Annotated in this window: 20 protein-coding genes; 19 read left to right on the top strand and 1 reads right to left on the bottom strand. The window is 69.3% G+C overall.

All coding sequences use genetic code 11. From position 1 onward, the window contains the following. The first annotated feature begins 9 nt into the window (after nt 1–9). The 12 genes from rplS (at nt 10) to KCH87_RS23115 (ending at nt 9,860) form a co-directional block, all read left to right on the top strand. Nucleotides 10–360 carry a 50S ribosomal protein L19 gene (rplS, locus tag KCH87_RS23060; protein WP_210588104.1) on the top strand — a complete coding sequence of 117 codons (351 nt, stop codon included), beginning with the start codon at nt 10–12 and terminating at the stop codon, nt 358–360. Nucleotides 361–405: 45 nt separating this feature from the next. Further along, nucleotides 406–1,161 carry a signal peptidase I gene (gene lepB / locus KCH87_RS23065; RefSeq protein ID WP_210588105.1) on the top strand — a complete coding sequence of 252 codons (756 nt, stop codon included), beginning with the start codon at nt 406–408 and terminating at the stop codon, nt 1,159–1,161. Further along, complete coding sequence (lepB, locus tag KCH87_RS23070) at nt 1,154–2,245, top strand: signal peptidase I (RefSeq protein WP_210588106.1); 1,092 nt, start codon at nt 1,154–1,156, stop codon at nt 2,243–2,245. Before lepB (KCH87_RS23065) ends, lepB (KCH87_RS23070) begins: the two co-directional genes overlap by 8 nt. Continuing rightward, nucleotides 2,136–3,116: a signal peptidase I gene (lepB, locus tag KCH87_RS23075; RefSeq protein WP_210588107.1), complete on the top strand. Its 981-nt coding sequence runs from the start codon at nt 2,136–2,138 to the stop codon at nt 3,114–3,116. Before lepB (KCH87_RS23070) ends, lepB (KCH87_RS23075) begins: the two co-directional genes overlap by 110 nt. Nucleotides 3,117–3,186: 70 nt before the next feature. Next, the gene (gene lepB / locus KCH87_RS23080; RefSeq protein ID WP_210588108.1) at nt 3,187–3,963 is read left to right on the top strand and encodes a signal peptidase I; all 777 of its coding nucleotides are present in this window, start codon (nt 3,187–3,189) and stop codon (nt 3,961–3,963) included. Beyond that, on the top strand, nt 3,953–4,477 hold the full coding sequence (locus KCH87_RS23085) for an NUDIX hydrolase (protein WP_210588109.1): 525 nt from the start codon (nt 3,953–3,955) through the stop codon (nt 4,475–4,477). The genes lepB (KCH87_RS23080) and KCH87_RS23085 overlap by 11 nt, the downstream gene beginning before the upstream one ends. A gap of 56 nt (nt 4,478–4,533) precedes the next feature. Next, nucleotides 4,534–4,842 carry a DUF2469 domain-containing protein gene (locus KCH87_RS23090; protein ID WP_003965949.1) on the top strand — a complete coding sequence of 103 codons (309 nt, stop codon included), beginning with the start codon at nt 4,534–4,536 and terminating at the stop codon, nt 4,840–4,842. A gap of 107 nt (nt 4,843–4,949) precedes the next feature. Further along, nucleotides 4,950–5,321, top strand: coding sequence for a YraN family protein (locus KCH87_RS23095; protein WP_210588110.1), 372 nt, complete (start codon nt 4,950–4,952; stop codon nt 5,319–5,321). Next, a complete protein-coding gene (locus KCH87_RS23100) occupies nt 5,322–6,947 on the top strand; it encodes a YifB family Mg chelatase-like AAA ATPase (protein WP_210588111.1) in 1,626 nt (541 codons plus the stop codon). Further along, complete coding sequence (dprA, locus tag KCH87_RS23105; protein WP_210588112.1) at nt 6,944–8,104, top strand: DNA-processing protein DprA; 1,161 nt, start codon at nt 6,944–6,946, stop codon at nt 8,102–8,104. Before KCH87_RS23100 ends, dprA begins: the two co-directional genes overlap by 4 nt. Nucleotides 8,105–8,375: 271 nt before the next feature. After that, nucleotides 8,376–9,218 (top strand): RNA polymerase sigma factor WhiG, encoded by an 843-nt coding sequence (gene whiG, locus KCH87_RS23110; protein ID WP_210588113.1) that lies wholly within the window; start codon nt 8,376–8,378, stop codon nt 9,216–9,218. Nucleotides 9,219–9,302: 84 nt separating this feature from the next. Continuing rightward, complete coding sequence (locus KCH87_RS23115; RefSeq protein ID WP_210588156.1) at nt 9,303–9,860, top strand: TetR/AcrR family transcriptional regulator; 558 nt, start codon at nt 9,303–9,305, stop codon at nt 9,858–9,860. A gap of 126 nt (nt 9,861–9,986) precedes the next feature. Here the strand turns inward: KCH87_RS23115 and KCH87_RS23120 are convergent, their stop codons facing one another. Further along, a complete protein-coding gene (locus tag KCH87_RS23120) occupies nt 9,987–10,589 on the bottom strand; it encodes a M23 family metallopeptidase (protein WP_210588114.1) in 603 nt (200 codons plus the stop codon). Between the two features lie 271 nt (nt 10,590–10,860). Between KCH87_RS23120 and rpsB the strand changes: the two genes are divergently transcribed. The 7 genes from rpsB (at nt 10,861) to rlmN (ending at nt 17,416) form a co-directional block, all read left to right on the top strand. Then, a complete protein-coding gene (gene rpsB / locus KCH87_RS23125) occupies nt 10,861–11,850 on the top strand; it encodes a 30S ribosomal protein S2 (protein WP_210588115.1) in 990 nt (329 codons plus the stop codon). Between the two features lie 195 nt (nt 11,851–12,045). Next, nucleotides 12,046–12,882: a translation elongation factor Ts gene (gene tsf, locus KCH87_RS23130; RefSeq protein ID WP_210588116.1), complete on the top strand. Its 837-nt coding sequence runs from the start codon at nt 12,046–12,048 to the stop codon at nt 12,880–12,882. 186 nt (nt 12,883–13,068) lie between these two features. Next, nucleotides 13,069–13,827, top strand: coding sequence for a UMP kinase (gene pyrH, locus KCH87_RS23135; RefSeq protein ID WP_210588117.1), 759 nt, complete (start codon nt 13,069–13,071; stop codon nt 13,825–13,827). A 130-nt stretch (nt 13,828–13,957) separates the two neighbouring features. Then, entirely contained in the window at nt 13,958–14,515 is a 558-nt protein-coding gene (gene frr, locus KCH87_RS23140; protein WP_210588118.1) for a ribosome recycling factor, read from the top strand. Beyond that, nucleotides 14,515–15,663 carry a phosphatidate cytidylyltransferase gene (locus KCH87_RS23145; protein WP_210588119.1) on the top strand — a complete coding sequence of 383 codons (1,149 nt, stop codon included), beginning with the start codon at nt 14,515–14,517 and terminating at the stop codon, nt 15,661–15,663. The genes frr and KCH87_RS23145 overlap by 1 nt, the downstream gene beginning before the upstream one ends. Before the next feature lie 153 nt (nt 15,664–15,816). Then, the gene (locus KCH87_RS23150) at nt 15,817–16,266 is read left to right on the top strand and encodes an SRPBCC family protein (RefSeq protein WP_210588120.1); all 450 of its coding nucleotides are present in this window, start codon (nt 15,817–15,819) and stop codon (nt 16,264–16,266) included. A gap of 43 nt (nt 16,267–16,309) precedes the next feature. Continuing rightward, nucleotides 16,310–17,416 carry a 23S rRNA (adenine(2503)-C(2))-methyltransferase RlmN gene (rlmN, locus tag KCH87_RS23155; protein ID WP_210588121.1) on the top strand — a complete coding sequence of 369 codons (1,107 nt, stop codon included), beginning with the start codon at nt 16,310–16,312 and terminating at the stop codon, nt 17,414–17,416. The last annotated feature ends 26 nt before the right edge of the window (nt 17,417–17,442 follow it).

Below are 17,442 nucleotides of genomic sequence, written 5' to 3' on the forward strand. Positions count from 1 at the left end.
GCAGACGAAATGTCTCACCTGCTCGATACCGTCGACTCCGAGTCGCTGCGCAGCGACGTCCCGGCCTTCCGCCCGGGTGACACCGTGAACGTCCACGTCCGCGTCATCGAGGGCAACCGCTCCCGTGTGCAGCAGTTCAAGGGCGTAGTCATCCGCCGCCAGGGCTCCGGTGTCCGCGAGACCTTCACGGTCCGCAAGGTCTCCTTCTCCGTCGGCGTCGAGCGCACCTTCCCGGTGCACACCCCGATCGTCGAGAAGATCGAGCTCGTCACCAAGGGCGACGTGCGCCGCGCGAAGCTGTACTACCTGCGCGACCTGCGCGGCAAGGCCGCGAAGATCAAGGAGAAGCGCGAGAACTGAGCGCTTCTCGGAGGTCACAGCGGGGCCGGATAGCATCTGGCCCCGATGGACACCGAAGCACAGCAGACGGAGCGCGACCGCTCCTCCCGCCCTTTCGAATCCGAGAACTCGGACGCTTCCGAGGACAACTCGGACGGTTCCGAGGAGATCTCGGACACAAGAGGGCAGGAGGGACGGTCGCGTTTCGCGTTGGTGTCGTGGATCGCCGACTGGCTCCCGGGTGGGCGGATCAGCCTGACCTTGCTCGTCTGCCTGCTGTTTCTTCTCCTGCTTAACGCGTTCGTGGCGCGGCCCTTCCAGATTCCCAGCGGATCCATGGAGAGCGGATTGAGGATCGGGGACCGCGTTCTCGTAAATAAGTTGGCGTACCGTTTTGGTGCTCAGCCGCGCCGTGGTGATGTGATCGTGTTCGACGGAACCGGGTATTTCGGGGACGCGGACTACATCAAGCGCGTTGTGGGTGTGGGGGGAGACCACGTGGTCTGCTGTGACAAGAAGGGGAGGATCGTGGTGAACGGCCGGTCGGTCGATGAGTCGTCGTTCCTGTACCCCGGCGACAGCCCGTCCACGGTGTCCTTCGACGTCGCCGTTCCGGAGGGCACCCTGTTCGTCCTCGGCGACCACCGCAGCGACTCCAGCGACTCCCGCGACCACCTCGGCTCGCCGGGCGGCGGCATGATCCCCGTGGACGACGTCGTGGGCCGGGCCGACTGGATCGTCTGGCCGTCCGGACACGCCACCCGCCTGCACCGTCCGGACGCTTACGCGCGCGTGTCTGCCGCGGAGAGCGCCCATGGGTAACCGCGGCAGGCCGCGTGGTGTCTCCGGTCACGCGGCCGACAACCTGCTGCCCACCGGCTCCCGGCGCGCCATCAGCGTGGGCAGCGGCCGGACCCGCGCCGAGCGGCGCAAGCTCCAGCGCAAGGTCAAGCGGCGGCGCAGGCGCTCCGCGGCCAAGGAGATACCCCTCCTCGTCGGTGTCGCGGTCCTCATAGCCCTCGTGCTGAAGACGTTCCTCGTCCAGGCCTTCGTGATCCCGTCCGGCTCCATGGAACAGACGATCCAGATCGGCGACCGCGTCCTGGTCGACAAGTTCACCCCGTGGTTCGGCTCGAAGCCGCAGCGCGGTGACGTCGTCGTCTTCAAGGACCCCGGTGGCTGGCTCCAGGACGAGCAGACCACCACGAAGAAGGAAGACCCCATTGTCATCAAGCAGGTCAAGGAAGGGCTCACCTTCATCGGCCTGCTGCCGTCCGACAACGAGAAGGACCTCATCAAGCGGGTCGTCGGAGTCGGCGGCGATCGCGTCAAGTGCTGTGACACGCAAGGACGGGTGACCGTCAACGGCGTTCCCCTGGAGGAGGGTGACTACCTCTATCCCGGGAACGTCCCGTCCCAGGCCGAGTTCGACATCACCGTCCCGCAGGGACGGCTGTGGGTGATGGGCGACCACCGGAGCAACTCCGCGGACTCCCGCTCGCATCAGGACGAGGACTACGGCGGCACGGTCTCCGAGGACGAGGTGGTGGGCCGGGCCAGGGTCATCGCCTGGCCCTTCAACCACTGGGACTCCCTGAACGAACCAAATACATACGCTTCCGTGTCCGACTCGACGGCCGGGTCGACCGCGGCTCCCCAGCTGTCGCATAGGGTTGCACCCGACGATCCGAACGGAACGATCCAACTCCCGACCCCTGCGGAACTCCCGCTCGTTATGGGAGTGGTGGGCCTGCGCCGCGTATGGGGCAGGCGGCGGCACAGAGTAAGGAGTTGGCGTGGGGGATGTGGCGGTTGGCGCACGGTCCGGGCAAGACGGCGAGGACCGCGGGCGCCCCGTGGAAGCGGCTGTCCCGGCCGCGGACAGCGCCGTGACCCCCGGGAATGACTCCGGGGTGCCCGACGACGGCATGACGGCGGACGGGCGGAACGGGTCCGGGGGCCTGGGTCCGGGCGACCCGACCCCCGCGGCGAAGAAGCCGCGCTCCTTCTGGAAGGAGTTGCCCATCCTGATCGGTATCGCGCTGGTACTGGCGCTGCTGATCAAGACGTTCTTGGTGCAGGCGTTCTCGATCCCCTCCGACTCGATGCAGAACACCCTCCAGCAGGGTGACCGCGTCCTGGTCGACAAGCTCACCCCGTGGTTCGGCTCCGAGCCCGAGCGCGGCGAGGTCGTCGTATTCCACGACCCCGACAACTGGCTGGCGGGCGAGCCCACGACGGATCCGAACGCCCTTCAGACCTTCCTCAGCTGGATCGGCCTGATGCCGTCCGCGGAGGAGAAGGACCTCATCAAGCGTGTGGTCGGCGTCGGCGGCGACACCGTCGAGTGCAAGGGCACGGGCCCGCTGACGGTCAACGGCAAGGCGCTGAACGAGTCGTCGTACGTCTACCCCGGCAACACGCCGTGCAGCGTGGACGACCAGGGTGGCCAGTTCACGGTGAAGGTCCCCGAGGGCTTCATCTGGGTCATGGGCGACCACCGGCAGAACTCCCGCGACTCCCGCTACAACCAGTCGGACGCCAACAACGGCATGGTCCCGGTGGACAAGGTCGTCGGCCGCGCCATCGTCAAGGCCTGGCCGATCAACCGCTGGGGCACGCTCCCGGTCCCGGACACCTTCGACCAGTCCGGCCTGAACGACCAGGCAGCGGCCGCGGCCACGTCGCCGGGTGCCGTGGCGCTCGTCGGAGCGGTGCCGCTGGTGCTGGTCCGGCGCCGCCGGAAGTCGTCCGAGTTCCGGAAGGTCTCCGAGTAACTCCGGGCTCGGATTATGAACCAAATCTTGGGCTGACCCGGTGCCGTACCCCCGGGTAGGGTGCGGACCCATGGGTGGCGAGAGCACGACACGTACGGCCCCGCGCAGCGGTGGGGTGGACAGGAGCCCGGCGGGCGGCCGGATCGGACAGCGGTTGTCCGGACTGGCCGTGGCGCTGGGCCTTGTGCTGTTCCTCGGAGGATTTGCGTGGGGAGCGGTCGTCTACCGGCCGTACACCGTGCCCACCAGCTCGATGTCGCCGACGATCGGCATGGGCGACCGGGTGCTCGCGCAGCGGGTCGACGGCGGTGAGGTACGCCGGGGTGACGTCGTCGTCTTCACGGACAAGACCTGGGTGACCAACGCGCCCGTGGTCAAGCGGGTCGTCGCTGTCGGCGGCGACACGGTTGCCTGCTGCACGGACGGCAAGCTGACCGTCAACGGCAAGCAGGTCGACGAACCGTATCTGCCCGAGGGCAGCGCGGCCGAGGCCACGGACTTCCCGACCGTGACGGTCCCCGAGGGCCGGCTGTTCCTGCTCGGTGACGAGCGGGAGGGCTCGCTGGACTCCACCGCGCATCTGACGGACGCCGCCAGCGGCACCGTGGCGCGCAGCGCCGTCAGCGCCCGGGTCGACGCGGTCGTCTGGCCCATGGACGGCATGCTCCAGCGCCCCACCGGCTTCCAGACGCTGGGCGCCCTGTCCTCGCCCGGACCGCTGCGTACGATCGTCGCCCTGGTGATCGTCGGCGGCGTCCTCGTCCTCGGCGGTGGCGCGTACGGCCCGATCGCCAAGCGGTTCGGTTCCCGCAACCCGACGAGCCCGGAGCCGGCCGGTGCCCGCTGAGGCGACGGACGCCGGCGCGGAACCGTACGAAGGCGGGCTGCGCAAGGTGGCCCGGGTCGTCCTCCTCGACCCGGAGGACCGCATCCTGCTGCTGCACGGCCACGAGCCGGACGATCCGGCCGACGACTGGTGGTTCACTCCCGGTGGCGGCCTGGAGGGCGACGAGACCCGTGAGCAGGCCGCTCTGAGGGAACTCGCGGAGGAGACCGGCATCACCGAGGTCGAGCTCGGTCCGGTGCTGTGGCGGCGGAAGTGCTCCTTTCCGTTCGCCGGCCGCCGCTGGGACCAGGACGAGTGGTACTACCTGGCCCGTACGACGCAGACGGCCACACGGGCCGCGGGCCTCACCGAGCTGGAGCGCCGCAGTGTCGCCGGAGCGCGTTGGTGGACCTGTCAGGAACTGACCCGGACGCATGAGACGGTGTATCCGACCAGACTCGCCGAGCTGCTCCGCAGGCTGCTCGACGAAGGTCCCCCGGCCAGGCCCGAGATCCTTGACACGGAAATCGTCTAGAGGCTCACGGGACTGGCGCACAATGGTGGGATCGCACGGCTGAAGGGGAACATGCCATGAGCGCCGAGGACCTCGAAAAGTACGAGACCGAGATGGAGCTCAAGCTCTACCGGGAGTACCGCGATGTCGTCGGTCTGTTCAAATATGTGATCGAGACCGAGCGACGTTTCTACCTGACCAACGACTACGAGATGCAGGTGCACTCGGTCCAGGGTGAGGTGTTCTTCGAGGTGTCCATGGCGGACGCCTGGGTGTGGGACATGTACCGGCCGGCCCGGTTCGTGAAGCAGGTCCGCGTGCTCACGTTCAAGGACGTGAACATCGAGGAGCTGAACAAGAGCGACCTGGAGCTGCCGGGCGGGTGAGCGTCCCCCGCGAGGGTGACGGAGTTTTCCACAACCGCTGAGTGGTCCACCAAGATCCACTTCGTGGGATCGGATGCGTGACGGTTGGCGCCGGAGGTGGTGCCGACATGAACACACATCTGGCACGTAATGCACTCGGCAAGTACGGCGAGGAGCTGGCCGCGCGGCGGCTGGCCGAGGCCGGGATGACCGTCCTGGAGCGCAACTGGCGCGCCGGACGGTCCGGGGAGATCGACATCGTGGCCCGGGACGGGGATGTCCTGGTCGTCTGCGAGGTCAAGACCCGCAGGGCGGGTGTCTTCGAGCATCCGATGGCCGCGGTGACCCCGGAGAAGGCGGAGCGCCTGCGCGGCCTCGCCGAGCGCTGGATCCACACCCACGGAGGGGCTCCGCCGGGCGGCGTCCGCATCGACCTCATCGGCGTCGTCCTGCCCCGCCGCGGGGCCGCCGTGGTCGAGCATGCGCGGGGGGTGGCCTGAATGGGATTCGCTCGTACGTGCTCGGTGGCGCTGGTCGGCGTCGAGGGCGTGGTCGTCGAGGTCCAGGCCGACCTCGAACCGGGTGTCGCCGCGTTCACGCTGGTCGGGCTGCCGGACAAGAGCCTGACGGAGAGCCGGGATCGGGTTCGGGCCGCGGTGGTGAATTCGGGGGCGGAGTGGCCCGCCAAGAAGCTGACGGTGGGGCTCAGCCCGGCGTCGGTGCCGAAGGCGGGCAGCGGCTTCGATCTGGCGGTCGCATGCGCCGTTCTCGGCGCCGCGGAGCGGATCGACCCACGGGTCCTCGCCGACATCGTGATGATCGGAGAGCTGGGTCTGGACGGCAGGGTGCGGCCGGTTCGGGGCATCCTGCCCGCCGTGCTCGCCGCGGCTGACGCGGGCTATGAGCAGGTGGTCGTGCCCGAGTGCGCCGCCGCCGAGGCCTCCCTGGTGCCTGGTGTGTCCGTACTGGGTGTGCGCAGCTTGCGCCAGCTGATCGCGGTTCTCGCCGACGAGCCCGTGCCGGAGGAGGAGCCTGACGACCAAGGCCGCCCCGACCCGCTCCTGGCCGGCCTGCGCGTACCCGGCACAGGTGCGGCGACAGGCATGCACAGCATGGGCACCGCGCAGCCCGATCACGGCCATGACCTCGCCGACGTCGTCGGTCAGATCTCCGCGCGCACGGCGGTGGAGGTCGCCGCGGCAGGCGGCCACCACCTGTTCCTGGAAGGACCGCCCGGTGCTGGGAAGACCATGCTCGCGGAGCGGCTGCCCGCCATCCTGCCCCGGCTCGGCCGACAGGAGTCGCTGGAGGTCACGGCGGTGCATTCGGTGGCGGGTCTGCTGCCGCCGGGCAAACCCCTGATCGACGTCGCCCCCTACTGCGCCCCGCACCACTCGGCGACGATGCAGGCCCTCGTCGGCGGCGGCGCCTCCATCGCCCGGCCCGGAGCGGTGTCGCTCTCTCACCGGGGCGTTCTCTTTCTGGACGAGGCACCGGAATTCAGGAGCCAGGCCCTGGACGCTCTGCGGCAGCCGCTGGAGGCGGGGCACGTCGTGATCGCGCGGAGTGCCGGCGTGGTGCGCTTCCCGGCGAAGTTCCAGATGCTGCTCGCGGCCAACCCCTGTCCGTGCGGCCGCTTCTCCGTGCAGGACGACTTCTGCGAGTGCCCACCGTCGTCGATCCGCCGCTACCAGGCCAGGCTGTCCGGCCCGCTGCTGGACCGGGTCGACCTCCGGGTCGAGGTGGACCGCGTCACGAGGGCAGAGCTGACCGAGCGCGGTGCACGGGGCGAATCCACCGCGACGGTCGCCGGCCGGGTGCGAGGCGCCAGGGAGCGGGCGGCTGCACGCCTCGCCGGCACGCCATGGTGCACCAACAGCGAAGTCCCCGGGCGGGAACTCCGCAGCCGGTGGTACGCCGCTCGCGGTGCCATGGACGAAGCGGAACGGAACCTGGAGCGGGGCGTGCTGACCGCTCGCGGACTCGACCGTGTGCTGCGCGTCGCCTGGACCGTCGCGGACCTCGTGGGCCACGACCGGCCCGACGCGACGGACGTCGCCCTGGCGCTGCAACTGCGCACGGGGGTGCCACGCGGCGTGCCCATGGCCATCGGGGCGCTGACGTGAACGGCGACAGCGACCCGGACGACGAACTCCTCGCCCGTGCCTTTCTCACCCGTGTCATCGAGCCCGGCGACGAGGTCGGTGGGCGGTGGGTGCGGGAGTTGGGGGCCGTGGAGGTGGCGCGGGTGTTGCGGGAGGGTACGGCGCAGCTTGTCGGGGTGACGGACAAGCGGTGGGCCGGGCTGCGGGCCAGGGCCGGGGCGGCCGAGCCCCGGCAGGATCTCGCCGTCGCCCGGGACGCCGGGGTGCGGTTCGTGTCTCCGGGGGATGCCGAGTGGCCGGGGCAGCTCGACGACCTGGGGGACGCCCGGCCCCTGGGACTGTGGGTGCGTGGACGGCCCAGTCTGCGGATATGGGCGCTCAGGTCGGTCGCCGTGGTGGGCGCGCGGGCCTGCACGGAGTACGGCGCGCACATGGCCGTCACCCTCGCCGCCGGGCTCGCCGAACGGGGGTGGGTGGTCGTGTCCGGCGGGGCCTACGGGGTCGACGGCGCTGCACACCGCGGTGCCCTCGGCGCCGGCGGTGCCACCGTCGCCGTCCTCGCCTGCGGTGTCGACCGGCCCTACCCGCGGGGACACACCGAGTTGATCACCAGGATCGCCGAACAGGGGCTGGTGATCGGCGAGTTGCCGCCCGGTGATCATCCGACCCCGAACAGATTCGTCCTGCGGAACAGGGTGATCGCCGCGCTCACCCGGGGCACCGTGGTCGTCGAGGCCGCCCATCGAAGTGGATCGCTGGTCACGGCCCGGGCGGCACAGCGACTCGGGCGCCACACCATGGGGGTGCCGGGGCCGGCCACCAGCGGGCTCTCGGCGGGGGTGCACGAACTCCTGCGCGGGGACGCGGTGCTGGTCACCGATGCCGCGGACGTCGTCGAGCTCGTCGGCGCCATGGGCGAGCTGGCCCCGGACCGGCGGGGCCCCGTGCTGCCTCGGGACCTGCTGGAACCGGGCGCCCGCCGGGTCCTGGCCGCGCTGCCCGCCCGCCGGGCCGCCGCGGTGGACGAGATCGCGCGGGGCGCGCAGACGACGGAGGACGACACGATCGCGAGGCTGTACGAACTCCGAGCACTTGGTTACGTCGAACGACACGGCGACGGCTGGAAGTTGACACGCCAGGCAATGATCTCCGTCCACAGTGGTCGACGCCGGTGCTGACCGAGCGTGTTCGGCCGTCCGGGGGAACCCCGACGCCCTTGGGATTTCCCGCAGTTGGCGCCCGCCGGTGATCACGCACAGCGATCGTCGTGACCCGGCGGGGCGTCCAGCGGAACGTATCTGCGCACACCTTTGGCCCCGCCCTTCGCGCACTGCGACACTTCAGTCACGCTACGCTCACGTGGATCCGGACGCAGACCGGCAACTCCCCACCAGACCGACAGCTCACCCAGGCAACCTCACTTCACGGCAGAACGGCACAAGGCGACGAATGCCCCAGCACACCTCCGGGTCCGACCGGGCGGCGATCCCCCCAGCCGCCCGTGACGGTGGCAGCGTGCGGCCGCCCGCTCCCTCGACGCTCGACGAGTTGTGGCGGTCGTACAAGGCGACGGGGGACGAGCGGCTGCGCGAGCAGCTGATCCTGCACTACTCGCCGCTCGTGAAGTACGTCGCCGGCCGGGTGAGCGTCGGGCTGCCGCCCAATGTCGAGCAGGCGGACTTCGTGTCCTCCGGGGTGTTCGGGCTGATCGACGCGATCGAGAAGTTCGACATCGACCGGGAGATCAAGTTCGAGACGTATGCGATCACCCGCATCCGGGGCGCCATGATCGACGAGCTGCGGGCGCTGGACTGGATTCCGCGGTCGGTGCGGCAGAAGGCGCGGAACGTGGAGCGGGCGTACGCGACGTTGGAGGCGCGGCTCAGACGTACGCCGTCGGAGGGGGAGGTGGCCGCCGAGATGGGGATCGCGGTGGACGATCTCCACGCGGTCTTCAGCCAGTTGTCGCTGGCCAACGTGGTGGCGCTGGAGGAGCTGCTGCATGTGGGGGGTGAGGGTGGCGACCGGCTGAGCCTCATGGACACGCTGGAGGACACCGCCGCGGACAACCCGGTGGAGGTGGCCGAGGACCGGGAGCTGAGGCGGTTCCTGGCGCGGGCGATCAACACGTTGCCCGAGCGGGAGAAGACCGTGGTCACGCTGTACTACTACGAGGGGCTCACGCTCGCCGAGATCGGGAACGTGCTCGGGGTGACCGAGAGCCGGGTCAGCCAGATCCACACCAAGTCCGTGCTTCAGCTGCGGGCGAAGCTGGCGAGTTTCGGCCGATGAGCGAAGGGAGCGCGGGGGAGTGACTCCCCTCGCGGGCGGCGCGTCCGTAAAGTGTTTGACGTGCCAAGGATTCGAGCGGCCTCTGTGGCCGAGCACCGGTCGATGCAGCGAGCCGCCCTGCTGGACGCGGCTCGGTCTTTGCTGTCCGAGGGTGGGACGGAGGCGCTGACGTTTCCGGCCCTCGCCGAGCGGACGGGGCTTGCGCGGTCGTCCGTGTACGAGTACTTCCGGTCGCGGGCCGCCGTGGTCGAGGAGCTGTGCGAGGTCGACTTCCCTGTGTGGGCGGCGGAAGTGTCGGCGGCCATGGAGCGGGCTGGTACGCCCGAGGGCAAGGTCGAGGCGTACGTGCGGCAGCAACTGGCGCTGGTCGGGGATCGGCGGCATCGGGCCGTGGTCGCCATCTCCGCGAGTGAGCTGGACGCGGGGGCTCGGGAGAAGATCCGGGCGGCGCACGGCGGGCTGGTCGCGATGATCGTCGAGGCGTTGGGGGAGATGGGCCACGCGGAGCCTCGGCTTGCTGCGATGTTGCTACAGGGTGTGGTGGATGCGGCTGTGCGGCGGATTGAGCTGGGGGCCGCTGAGGAGCCTTCGGCTATTACGGATGCGGCTGTGTCTATGGCGCTGCGGGGTGTGCGCGGCTAGTGGTGGGTTGCGGTGGGGTGGGTCGCGCAGCCCGGCGCTGACGGGGTGCCGCCTGCGCCCACCCGTGCCGCCCTAGGCGGCACGAATGCCCGCAGCCGGGCGGTTCGGCTGCCCGCAGGCTGACGGCTAGGCGGGCAGCGGTACGCCCAGTACCGGTAGCAGTCTTGATGGGCCCCTGTGCAGTAGCCACGGGGGGAGTAGCGACAGTGGGTCCAGGTAGGTCTTGGCTCTGAGCAGGCCCCAGTGCATGCACGGTGTCGTGCAGTGTGAGCCCCCGACTTCCACCGTCCCCACCACCTCGCCCGGCTCCACCTCGTCACCCTTCTTCACCGAAGGGCTCACCGGCTCGTATGTCGTCCGTAGGGGTGGTGTGCCCGTTGCCGACAGTTCGACCGAGACGACCCCCTTCCCTGCCACGCGGCCCGCGAAGGACACCCGGCCCGCCGCCACCGCCCGTACAGGTGTGCCGGGGGTAGCGGTCAGGTCCACGCCTCGATGGCCTCGGCCGTATCTCGTCGCCGGGGGTTCCCAGCCCCGTACCACCGAGGGCCGTACCCCCACCGGCCAGGTGCGGGCGATGGCCGGAACCGTGCGGTCAGGTGCCGGGGGTGCCGCGCGCACGTGGGCCGGAGAGTCGGCCCACGCGCCCGGTGCCAGGAACGCCAGGGTCAGGGCAGGCAGGAGGCCCGCCCAGGTGACCGCACATCGTTTCGCTCGCGCATGTGACATGTGAGAACCGTTCCGCACACCGGCCGATCATGGCCGGGACCTGTGGACTACTCCCGGGTTGTGGACAGCGGCGTCACCCGGTCCCTCGCGGGTCCCGTACACTTCTTCTGGCGATCCGGGTCACCGGGTCGACTTCGCACGCCCCGATACACGACCGGCAACGGTCCGTATCAGCGCCCCTCGGTCCTTCGTGGCACGGCGCATGTGGGCGTCAGGCGCGAGTGCCGATCCGGCACCCGCGGCACAACCGAGAAACTCAAGGAGAACGGCCATGGCCGTCGTCACGATGCGGGAGCTGCTGGAAAGCGGCGTCCACTTCGGTCACCAGACCCGTCGTTGGAACCCGAAGATGAAGCGATTCATCTTCACGGAGCGCAACGGCATCTACATCATCGACCTGCTCCAGTCGCTGTCGTACATCGACCGCGCCTACGAGTTCGTCAAGGAGACCGTCGCCCACGGCGGCACGGTCATGTTCGTCGGTACGAAGAAGCAGGCGCAGGAGGCGATCGCCGAGCAGGCGACCCGCGTCGGCATGCCCTTCGTCAACCAGCGCTGGCTGGGCGGCATGCTCACCAACTTCTCCACCGTCTACAAGCGTCTGCAGCGCCTCAAGGAGCTTGAGCAGATCGACTTCGAGGACGTCGCCGCGTCCGGTCTGACCAAGAAGGAGCTTCTCGTGCTCTCGCGCGAGAAGGCCAAGCTGGAGAAGACCCTCGGCGGTATCCGCGAGATGTCCAAGGTTCCCAGCGCCGTCTGGATCGTGGACACCAAGAAGGAGCACATCGCCGTTGGTGAGGCCCGGAAGCTCAACATTCCGGTCGTCGCGATCCTCGACACCAACTGCGACCCCGACGAGGTCGACTACAAGATCCCGGGCAACGACGACGCGATCCGCTCCGTCACCCTGCTCACCCGTGTGATCGCCGACGCGGTCGCCGAGGGCCTCATCTCCCGCTCCGGTGTCGCCACCGAGGGCAAGGGCGAGAAGGCCGCGGGCGAGCCGCTCGCCGAGTGGGAGCGCGACCTGCTCGAGGGCGAGAAGAAGGCCGACGAGGCCGCTCCGGCCGCCGAGGCTGCTGCTGAGGCTCCGGCTGAGGCCGCTGCCGCTGAGGCTCCTGCTGCTGAGGCTCCTGCTGCTGAGGCTCCTGCTGCTGAGGCCCCCGCTGCCGAGGCTCCTGCCGCCGAGGCCCCCGCCGCCGAGGCTGAGGCTCCCGCCGCCGAGGCCGAGGCTCCGGCCGCCGAGGGCGAGCAGGCCTGACCCTCTGGGTCGTAGGGCCGTATGGCTGAAAGTGACGGCGGGTGGCGTCGACCACGCCACCCGCCGTTCACCCGCAGCCTCTAGATCTGCAGAGTCCGCAGATCTTCGTAGCCCGTAGATCTTCGGCGGACGCCGCTCAAGCCGCGGCCGCCGCCGACTTCGAGACTTCGAACTCCGAGAAGAGATTCACAGATCATGGCGAACTACACCGCCGCTGACGTCAAGAAGCTCCGTGAGCTCACCGGCGCCGGCATGATGGACTGCAAGAAGGCGCTGGACGAGGCCGAGGGCAACGTCGAGAAGGCCGTCGAGGCGCTCCGCATCAAGGGCCAGAAGGGCGTCGCCAAGCGCGAGGGCCGCTCCGCCGAGAACGGCGCTGTGGTCTCGATCATCGCGGACGACAACTCCTCCGGTGTCCTCGTCGAGCTGAAGTGCGAGACGGACTTCGTCGCCAAGGGTGACAAGTTCCAGGCTGTCGCGAACGCGATCGCCGAGCACGTCGCCAAGACCTCCCCGGCCGACCTCGAGGCGCTGCTCGCCTCCGAGATCGAGCCCGGCAAGACCGTTCAGGCGTACGTCGACGAGGCCAACGCCAACCTGGGCGAGAAGATCGTCCTGGACCGCTTCGCGCGGTACGCCGACGGCTTCGTGTCGGCGTACATGCACCGCACGATGCCCGACCTGCCGCCGCAGATCGGTGTCCTCGTCGAGCTGGACAAGCCGAACGCCGAGATCGCCAAGGGCGTCGCCCAGCACATCGCCGCCTTCGCGCCGAAGTACCTCTCCAAGGAGGACGTTCCGGCCGAGGTCGTCGAGTCCGAGCGCCGCGTCGCCGAGGAGACCACCCGCGCCGAGGGCAAGCCCGAGGCCGCCCTGCCGAAGATCGTCGAGGGTCGCCTCAACGGCTTCTTCAAGGACGCCACGCTGCTGGGCCAGCCGTACGCGCTCGACAACAAGAAGTCCGTCCAGAAGGTTCTGGACGAGGCCGGTGTCACCCTGAAGCGCTTCACGCGCATCAAGGTCGGCATCTGAGTCCGTACCGCGATCGACGCGCGACCCCGATAGGGTCGACAGCAGTCGTCCGCGTACGACGTCGCGCACGCGTGCGTGGCGGACGACAGCAGATCTGACGAGGAGGCCATTGCCGCACATGGGAGCACCCACCCCATCGGCAATGGCCTTCTTCGTATGTGCGACACGTTAAGAGGCGAAATTTCCATGACCACCAAGCCCCAGAAGAGCGACGACGGCAAAGTACGCGGCCGGTTCATGCTGAAGCTGTCCGGAGAGGCGTTCTCCGGCGGCGGGGGCCTGGGCGTCGACCCTGACGTGGTGCACAAGATCGCCCGCGAGGTCGCGGCCGTCGTGCGCGACGGGGCGCAGATCGCGGTCGTCATCGGCGGCGGCAACTTCTTCCGTGGCGCCGAACTCCAGCAGCGCGGCATGGACCGGGCCCGCTCCGACTACATGGGCATGCTCGGCACCGTGATGAACTGCCTCGCCCTCCAGGACTTCCTGGAGAAGGAGGGCATCGACAGCCGGGTGCAGACCGCCATCACCATGGGGCAGGTCGCCGAGCCGTACATCCCGCTGCGCGCCGTGCGGCACCTGGAGAAGGGCCGTGTGGTGATCTTCGGCGCCGGTATGGGCATGCCGTACTTCTCCACCGACACCACCGCCGCCCAGCGCGCCCTGGAGATCGACGCCGAGGCCCTGCTGATGGGCAAGAACGGCGTCGACGGGGTCTACGACTCCGACCCGAAGACCAACCCGGACGCCGTGCGCTTCGACTCCCTCGGCTACGGCGAGGTCATCACCCGCGACCTCAAGGTCGCCGACATGACCGCCATCACGCTGTGCCGCGACAACAAGCTCCCGATCCTGGTCTTCGAGCTTCTGGCGGAGGGCAATATCGCGCGCGCCGTCAAGGGTGAGAAGATCGGCACGCTTGTGGGTGACCAAGGCAGCCAGGGCTGATGACCCTGACCGGGGGATGGACAATGTTCTGCCGGTCGGGAAACGTGCAGAAGGAAGACGCGACGCAGCCGGCCGCCGCCCCCCGCAAGGAACCGCAGCCGGGCCTACTCAAGACACGCAGGAGCAAGTGGTGATCGAAGAGACCCTCCTCGAGGCCGAGGAGAAGATGGAGAAGGCCGTCGTGGTCGCCAAGGAGGACTTCGCCGCGATCCGCACCGGCCGTGCGCACCCGGCGATGTTCAACAAGATCGTGGCCGACTACTACGGCGCGCCGACGCCGATCAACCAGCTGGCCTCGTTCTCCGTGCCGGAGCCGCGTATGGCGGTCGTGACGCCGTTCGACAAGACCGCGCTGCGCAACATCGAGCAGGCGATCCGCGACTCCGATCTGGGCGTCAACCCGAGCAACGACGGCAACATCATCCGAGTGGTGTTCCCGGAGCTCACCGAGGAGCGCCGTCGCGACTACATCAAGGTCGCCAAGAGCAAGGCCGAGGACTCGCGGGTGTCCATCCGCTCCGTCCGCCGCAAGGCCAAGGACGCCATCGACAAGATGATCAAGGACGGCGAGGTCGGCGAGGACGAGGGCCGCCGTGCGGAGAAGGAGCTCGACGACTCCACCCACAAGTACGTGGCCCAGGTGGACGAACTCCTCAAGCACAAGGAAGCGGAGCTGCTCGAGGTCTGATGAACGACTCTTCCTGGGGGGCGCCGCCACAAGCCGGGTACTGGGGGCCGTCCGACAGCGGGCCTGTCCAAGGGGCTGCCCCGGCGGGTCCCGCGTACGATGCGCACAACGCGCAGCAGACTCGCCCCATGCCCATCGTGCCCGACATGCCCGCGTATGGCGGAGACCAGGATGACGAGCGGGGGGCCGCTCGGCTGGGCGGCCCCTTGTTCCGCGACGATACGCCGCAGACGTCGCCCTACGGGATGCCCAACGGGACGCCCTACGGGACGGCGCAGCAGAATCCGGAGCCCATGCCCGACGCCCCGCAGCCGGCGCCCGCACCGCAGAAGAAGAGCGCGGGCAGGGACCTGGGTGCGGCCATAGGGGTCGGGGTCGGGCTCGGTGCGGTGATCATCGCGTCGTTGTTCGTCGTCAAGGCCGTGTTCGTCGGCGTGATCGCGGTCGCCGTCGTGGTGGGCCTCTGGGAGCTGACGTCCCGGCTTCAGGAGCGCAAGAGCATCAAGGCGCCGCTCGTGCCGCTGGCGGTCGGCGGTGCGGGGATGGTCGTCGCCGGTTACGTCCGCGGTGCCGAGGGCGCCTGGGTGGCGATGGCGCTCACCGCGCTGGCGGTGCTGGTCTGGCGGATGACGGAACCGCCCGAGGGCTACCTCAAGGACGTCACGGCCGGCGTCTTCGCGGCCTTCTACATCCCGTTCCTCGCCACCTTCGTCGCCATGATGCTCACCGCGGACGACGGGGCACGGCGGGTTCTCACCTTCCTGCTGCTGGCCGTCGTCAGCGACACGGGCGCGTACGCCGTCGGCTGGCGCTTCGGCAAACACAAGCTCGCCCCGCGCATCAGCCCCGGCAAGACCCGCGAGGGCCTGCTCGGCGCGGTCACCTTCGCGATGGCGGCGGGCGCGCTGTGCATGCAGTTCCTGATCGACGACGGGTCCTGGTGGCAGGGCCTACTGCTGGGCCTCGCGGTCGCGGCCAGCGCCACGCTCGGCGACCTCGGCGAGTCCATGATCAAGCGGGACCTGGGCATCAAGGACATGGGCACGCTGCTTCCCGGACACGGCGGCATCATGGACCGGCTGGACTCACTGCTGCCGACCGCCCCGGTGGTGTGGCTGCTGATGGTGCTGTTCGTCGGTTCGGCTTGACGGTACCCGGAGTCGCTGGAGCCCTCGCCCTGGTCACGGGGCGAGGGCTCTTGTCCTTGGCGTGCCGGTCCGCCCGGTGGGAGGATTCCCGTATAAGCCCTCAAAGAGGGTCACTCCGGAACTCTCCAAGGGGCCGCCCTGAAAGGGGGCACCATGTCAGGCTTCCGAGAAACGATCGTCGTGGATCGCAGTCCCGAAGAGGTCTGGGCGTATGTCATCGACCCCTCCCATCTGCCGGAATGGCAGGAGAGCGCGGTCGCAGCGGAGCAGCTCGAAGAGGGCCCTATGGGCGTCGGCTCCCACGTCCGGGTCACCCGGCACGTGGGCAGCAGGGACATGCCGATGACCATGGAGGTCACCGAGTTCGACCCACCCCGCACCTGGGGCATGCAGGGCATCGACGGACCCATCAGGGGACATGTCCACGGTGAGATCGCCCCGCTCGACGAGGGGCGCCGCTCCCGCGTGACCATGGCGCTCGACTTCGAAGGGCACGGCATCGGCAAGGTCCTCCTGCCCCTCGTCGTCCGCCCCCAGGTCCGCAAGGAACTCCCGCGCAACGAACTGCACCTCAAGGAACAACTGGAACACCCCACCCCGTAGCCCGTCCGGGGGCACGCGAACGATCTGCGACACTGGTTGAGCTATGCCTAAGCCCGGAGAACTCACTTTCGTCGCCCCCCGCGGAGCCAAGAAGCCGCCGCGGCACCTTGCCGATCTCTCGCCTGCCGAGCGCAAAGAGGCTGTTGCCGAGATCGGGGAGAAGCCGTTTCGCGCCAAGCAGCTTTCGCAGCACTACTTCGCGCGGTATGCGCACGACCCGGCTCAGTGGACCGACATCCCGGCCGCCGCGCGCGGCAAGCTCCAGGAGGCGCTGCTTCCGGAGCTGATGACGGTCGTGCGGCATCTGTCGACGGACCAGGAGACCACGCGCAAGACGCTGTGGCGGCTGTTCGACGGGACGCTCGTGGAGTCGGTGCTGATGCGGTACCCGGACCGGGTGACGATGTGCATCAGCTCGCAGGCGGGCTGCGGTATGAACTGCCCGTTCTGCGCCACGGGGCAGGCGGGTCTCGACCGGAATCTGTCCACCGCCGAGATCGTGCACCAGATCGTGGACGGGATGCGGGCGCTGCGGGACGGCGAGATTCCCGGGGGGCCGTCGCGGCTCTCCAACATCGTCTTCATGGGTATGGGCGAGCCGCTCGCCAACTACAAGCGGGTCGTGGGTGCCATTCGTGCGCTCACCGATCCCGAGCCGGACGGGCTGGGGCTGTCGCAGCGTGGGATCACCGTCTCGACCGTCGGGCTGGTGCCGGCGATTCACCGGTTCTCCGACGAGGGCTTCAAGTGCCGGCTCGCGATCTCGCTGCACGCGCCGGACGACGAGCTGCGCGACACCCTCGTACCGGTCAACACCCGGTGGAAGGTGCGCGAGGTCCTCGACGCCGGGTGGGAGTACGCGGCCAGGTCCGGGCGCCGGCTGTCCATCGAGTACGCGCTGATCCGGGACATCAACGACCAGGCGTGGCGCGGTGACCGGCTCGGGCGGCTGCTCAGGGGCAAGCCGGTGCATGTGAATCTGATCCCGCTGAACCCGACGCCGGGCTCGAAGTGGACCGCGTCCCGGCCCGAGGACGAGAAGGCGTTCGTCGAGGCCATCGCCGCCCACGGCGTGCCGGTGACCGTCCGGGACACCCGAGGTCAGGAGATCGACGGGGCGTGTGGTCAGCTGGCGGCCACCGAGAGGTAGTCTGATCGACGTCAGTACAACTTCAT

Source organism: Streptomyces sp. GESEQ-35 (genome assembly GCF_017948485.1).
Classification (GTDB): domain Bacteria; phylum Actinomycetota; class Actinomycetes; order Streptomycetales; family Streptomycetaceae; genus Streptomyces.

Coding starts and splice junctions, on each gene's coding strand:
- KCH87_RS23090 (WP_003965949.1), top strand. CDS start 4,534: ATGAGCGCCGAGGACCTCGAAAAGTACGAGACCGAGATGGAGCTCAAG.
- pyrH (WP_210588117.1), top strand. CDS start 13,069: ATGACCACCAAGCCCCAGAAGAGCGACGACGGCAAAGTACGCGGCCGG.
- whiG (WP_210588113.1), top strand. CDS start 8,376: ATGCCCCAGCACACCTCCGGGTCCGACCGGGCGGCGATCCCCCCAGCC.
- KCH87_RS23145 (WP_210588119.1), top strand. CDS start 14,515: ATGAACGACTCTTCCTGGGGGGCGCCGCCACAAGCCGGGTACTGGGGG.
- KCH87_RS23100 (WP_210588111.1), top strand. CDS start 5,322: ATGGGATTCGCTCGTACGTGCTCGGTGGCGCTGGTCGGCGTCGAGGGC.
- KCH87_RS23120 (WP_210588114.1), bottom strand. CDS start 10,589: ATGTCACATGCGCGAGCGAAACGATGTGCGGTCACCTGGGCGGGCCTC.
- KCH87_RS23150 (WP_210588120.1), top strand. CDS start 15,817: ATGTCAGGCTTCCGAGAAACGATCGTCGTGGATCGCAGTCCCGAAGAG.
- tsf (WP_210588116.1), top strand. CDS start 12,046: ATGGCGAACTACACCGCCGCTGACGTCAAGAAGCTCCGTGAGCTCACC.
- KCH87_RS23095 (WP_210588110.1), top strand. CDS start 4,950: ATGAACACACATCTGGCACGTAATGCACTCGGCAAGTACGGCGAGGAG.
- lepB (WP_210588108.1), top strand. CDS start 3,187: ATGGGTGGCGAGAGCACGACACGTACGGCCCCGCGCAGCGGTGGGGTG.
- rpsB (WP_210588115.1), top strand. CDS start 10,861: ATGGCCGTCGTCACGATGCGGGAGCTGCTGGAAAGCGGCGTCCACTTC.
- rplS (WP_210588104.1), top strand. CDS start 10: ATGTCTCACCTGCTCGATACCGTCGACTCCGAGTCGCTGCGCAGCGAC.
- lepB (WP_210588105.1), top strand. CDS start 406: ATGGACACCGAAGCACAGCAGACGGAGCGCGACCGCTCCTCCCGCCCT.
- lepB (WP_210588106.1), top strand. CDS start 1,154: ATGGGTAACCGCGGCAGGCCGCGTGGTGTCTCCGGTCACGCGGCCGAC.
- rlmN (WP_210588121.1), top strand. CDS start 16,310: ATGCCTAAGCCCGGAGAACTCACTTTCGTCGCCCCCCGCGGAGCCAAG.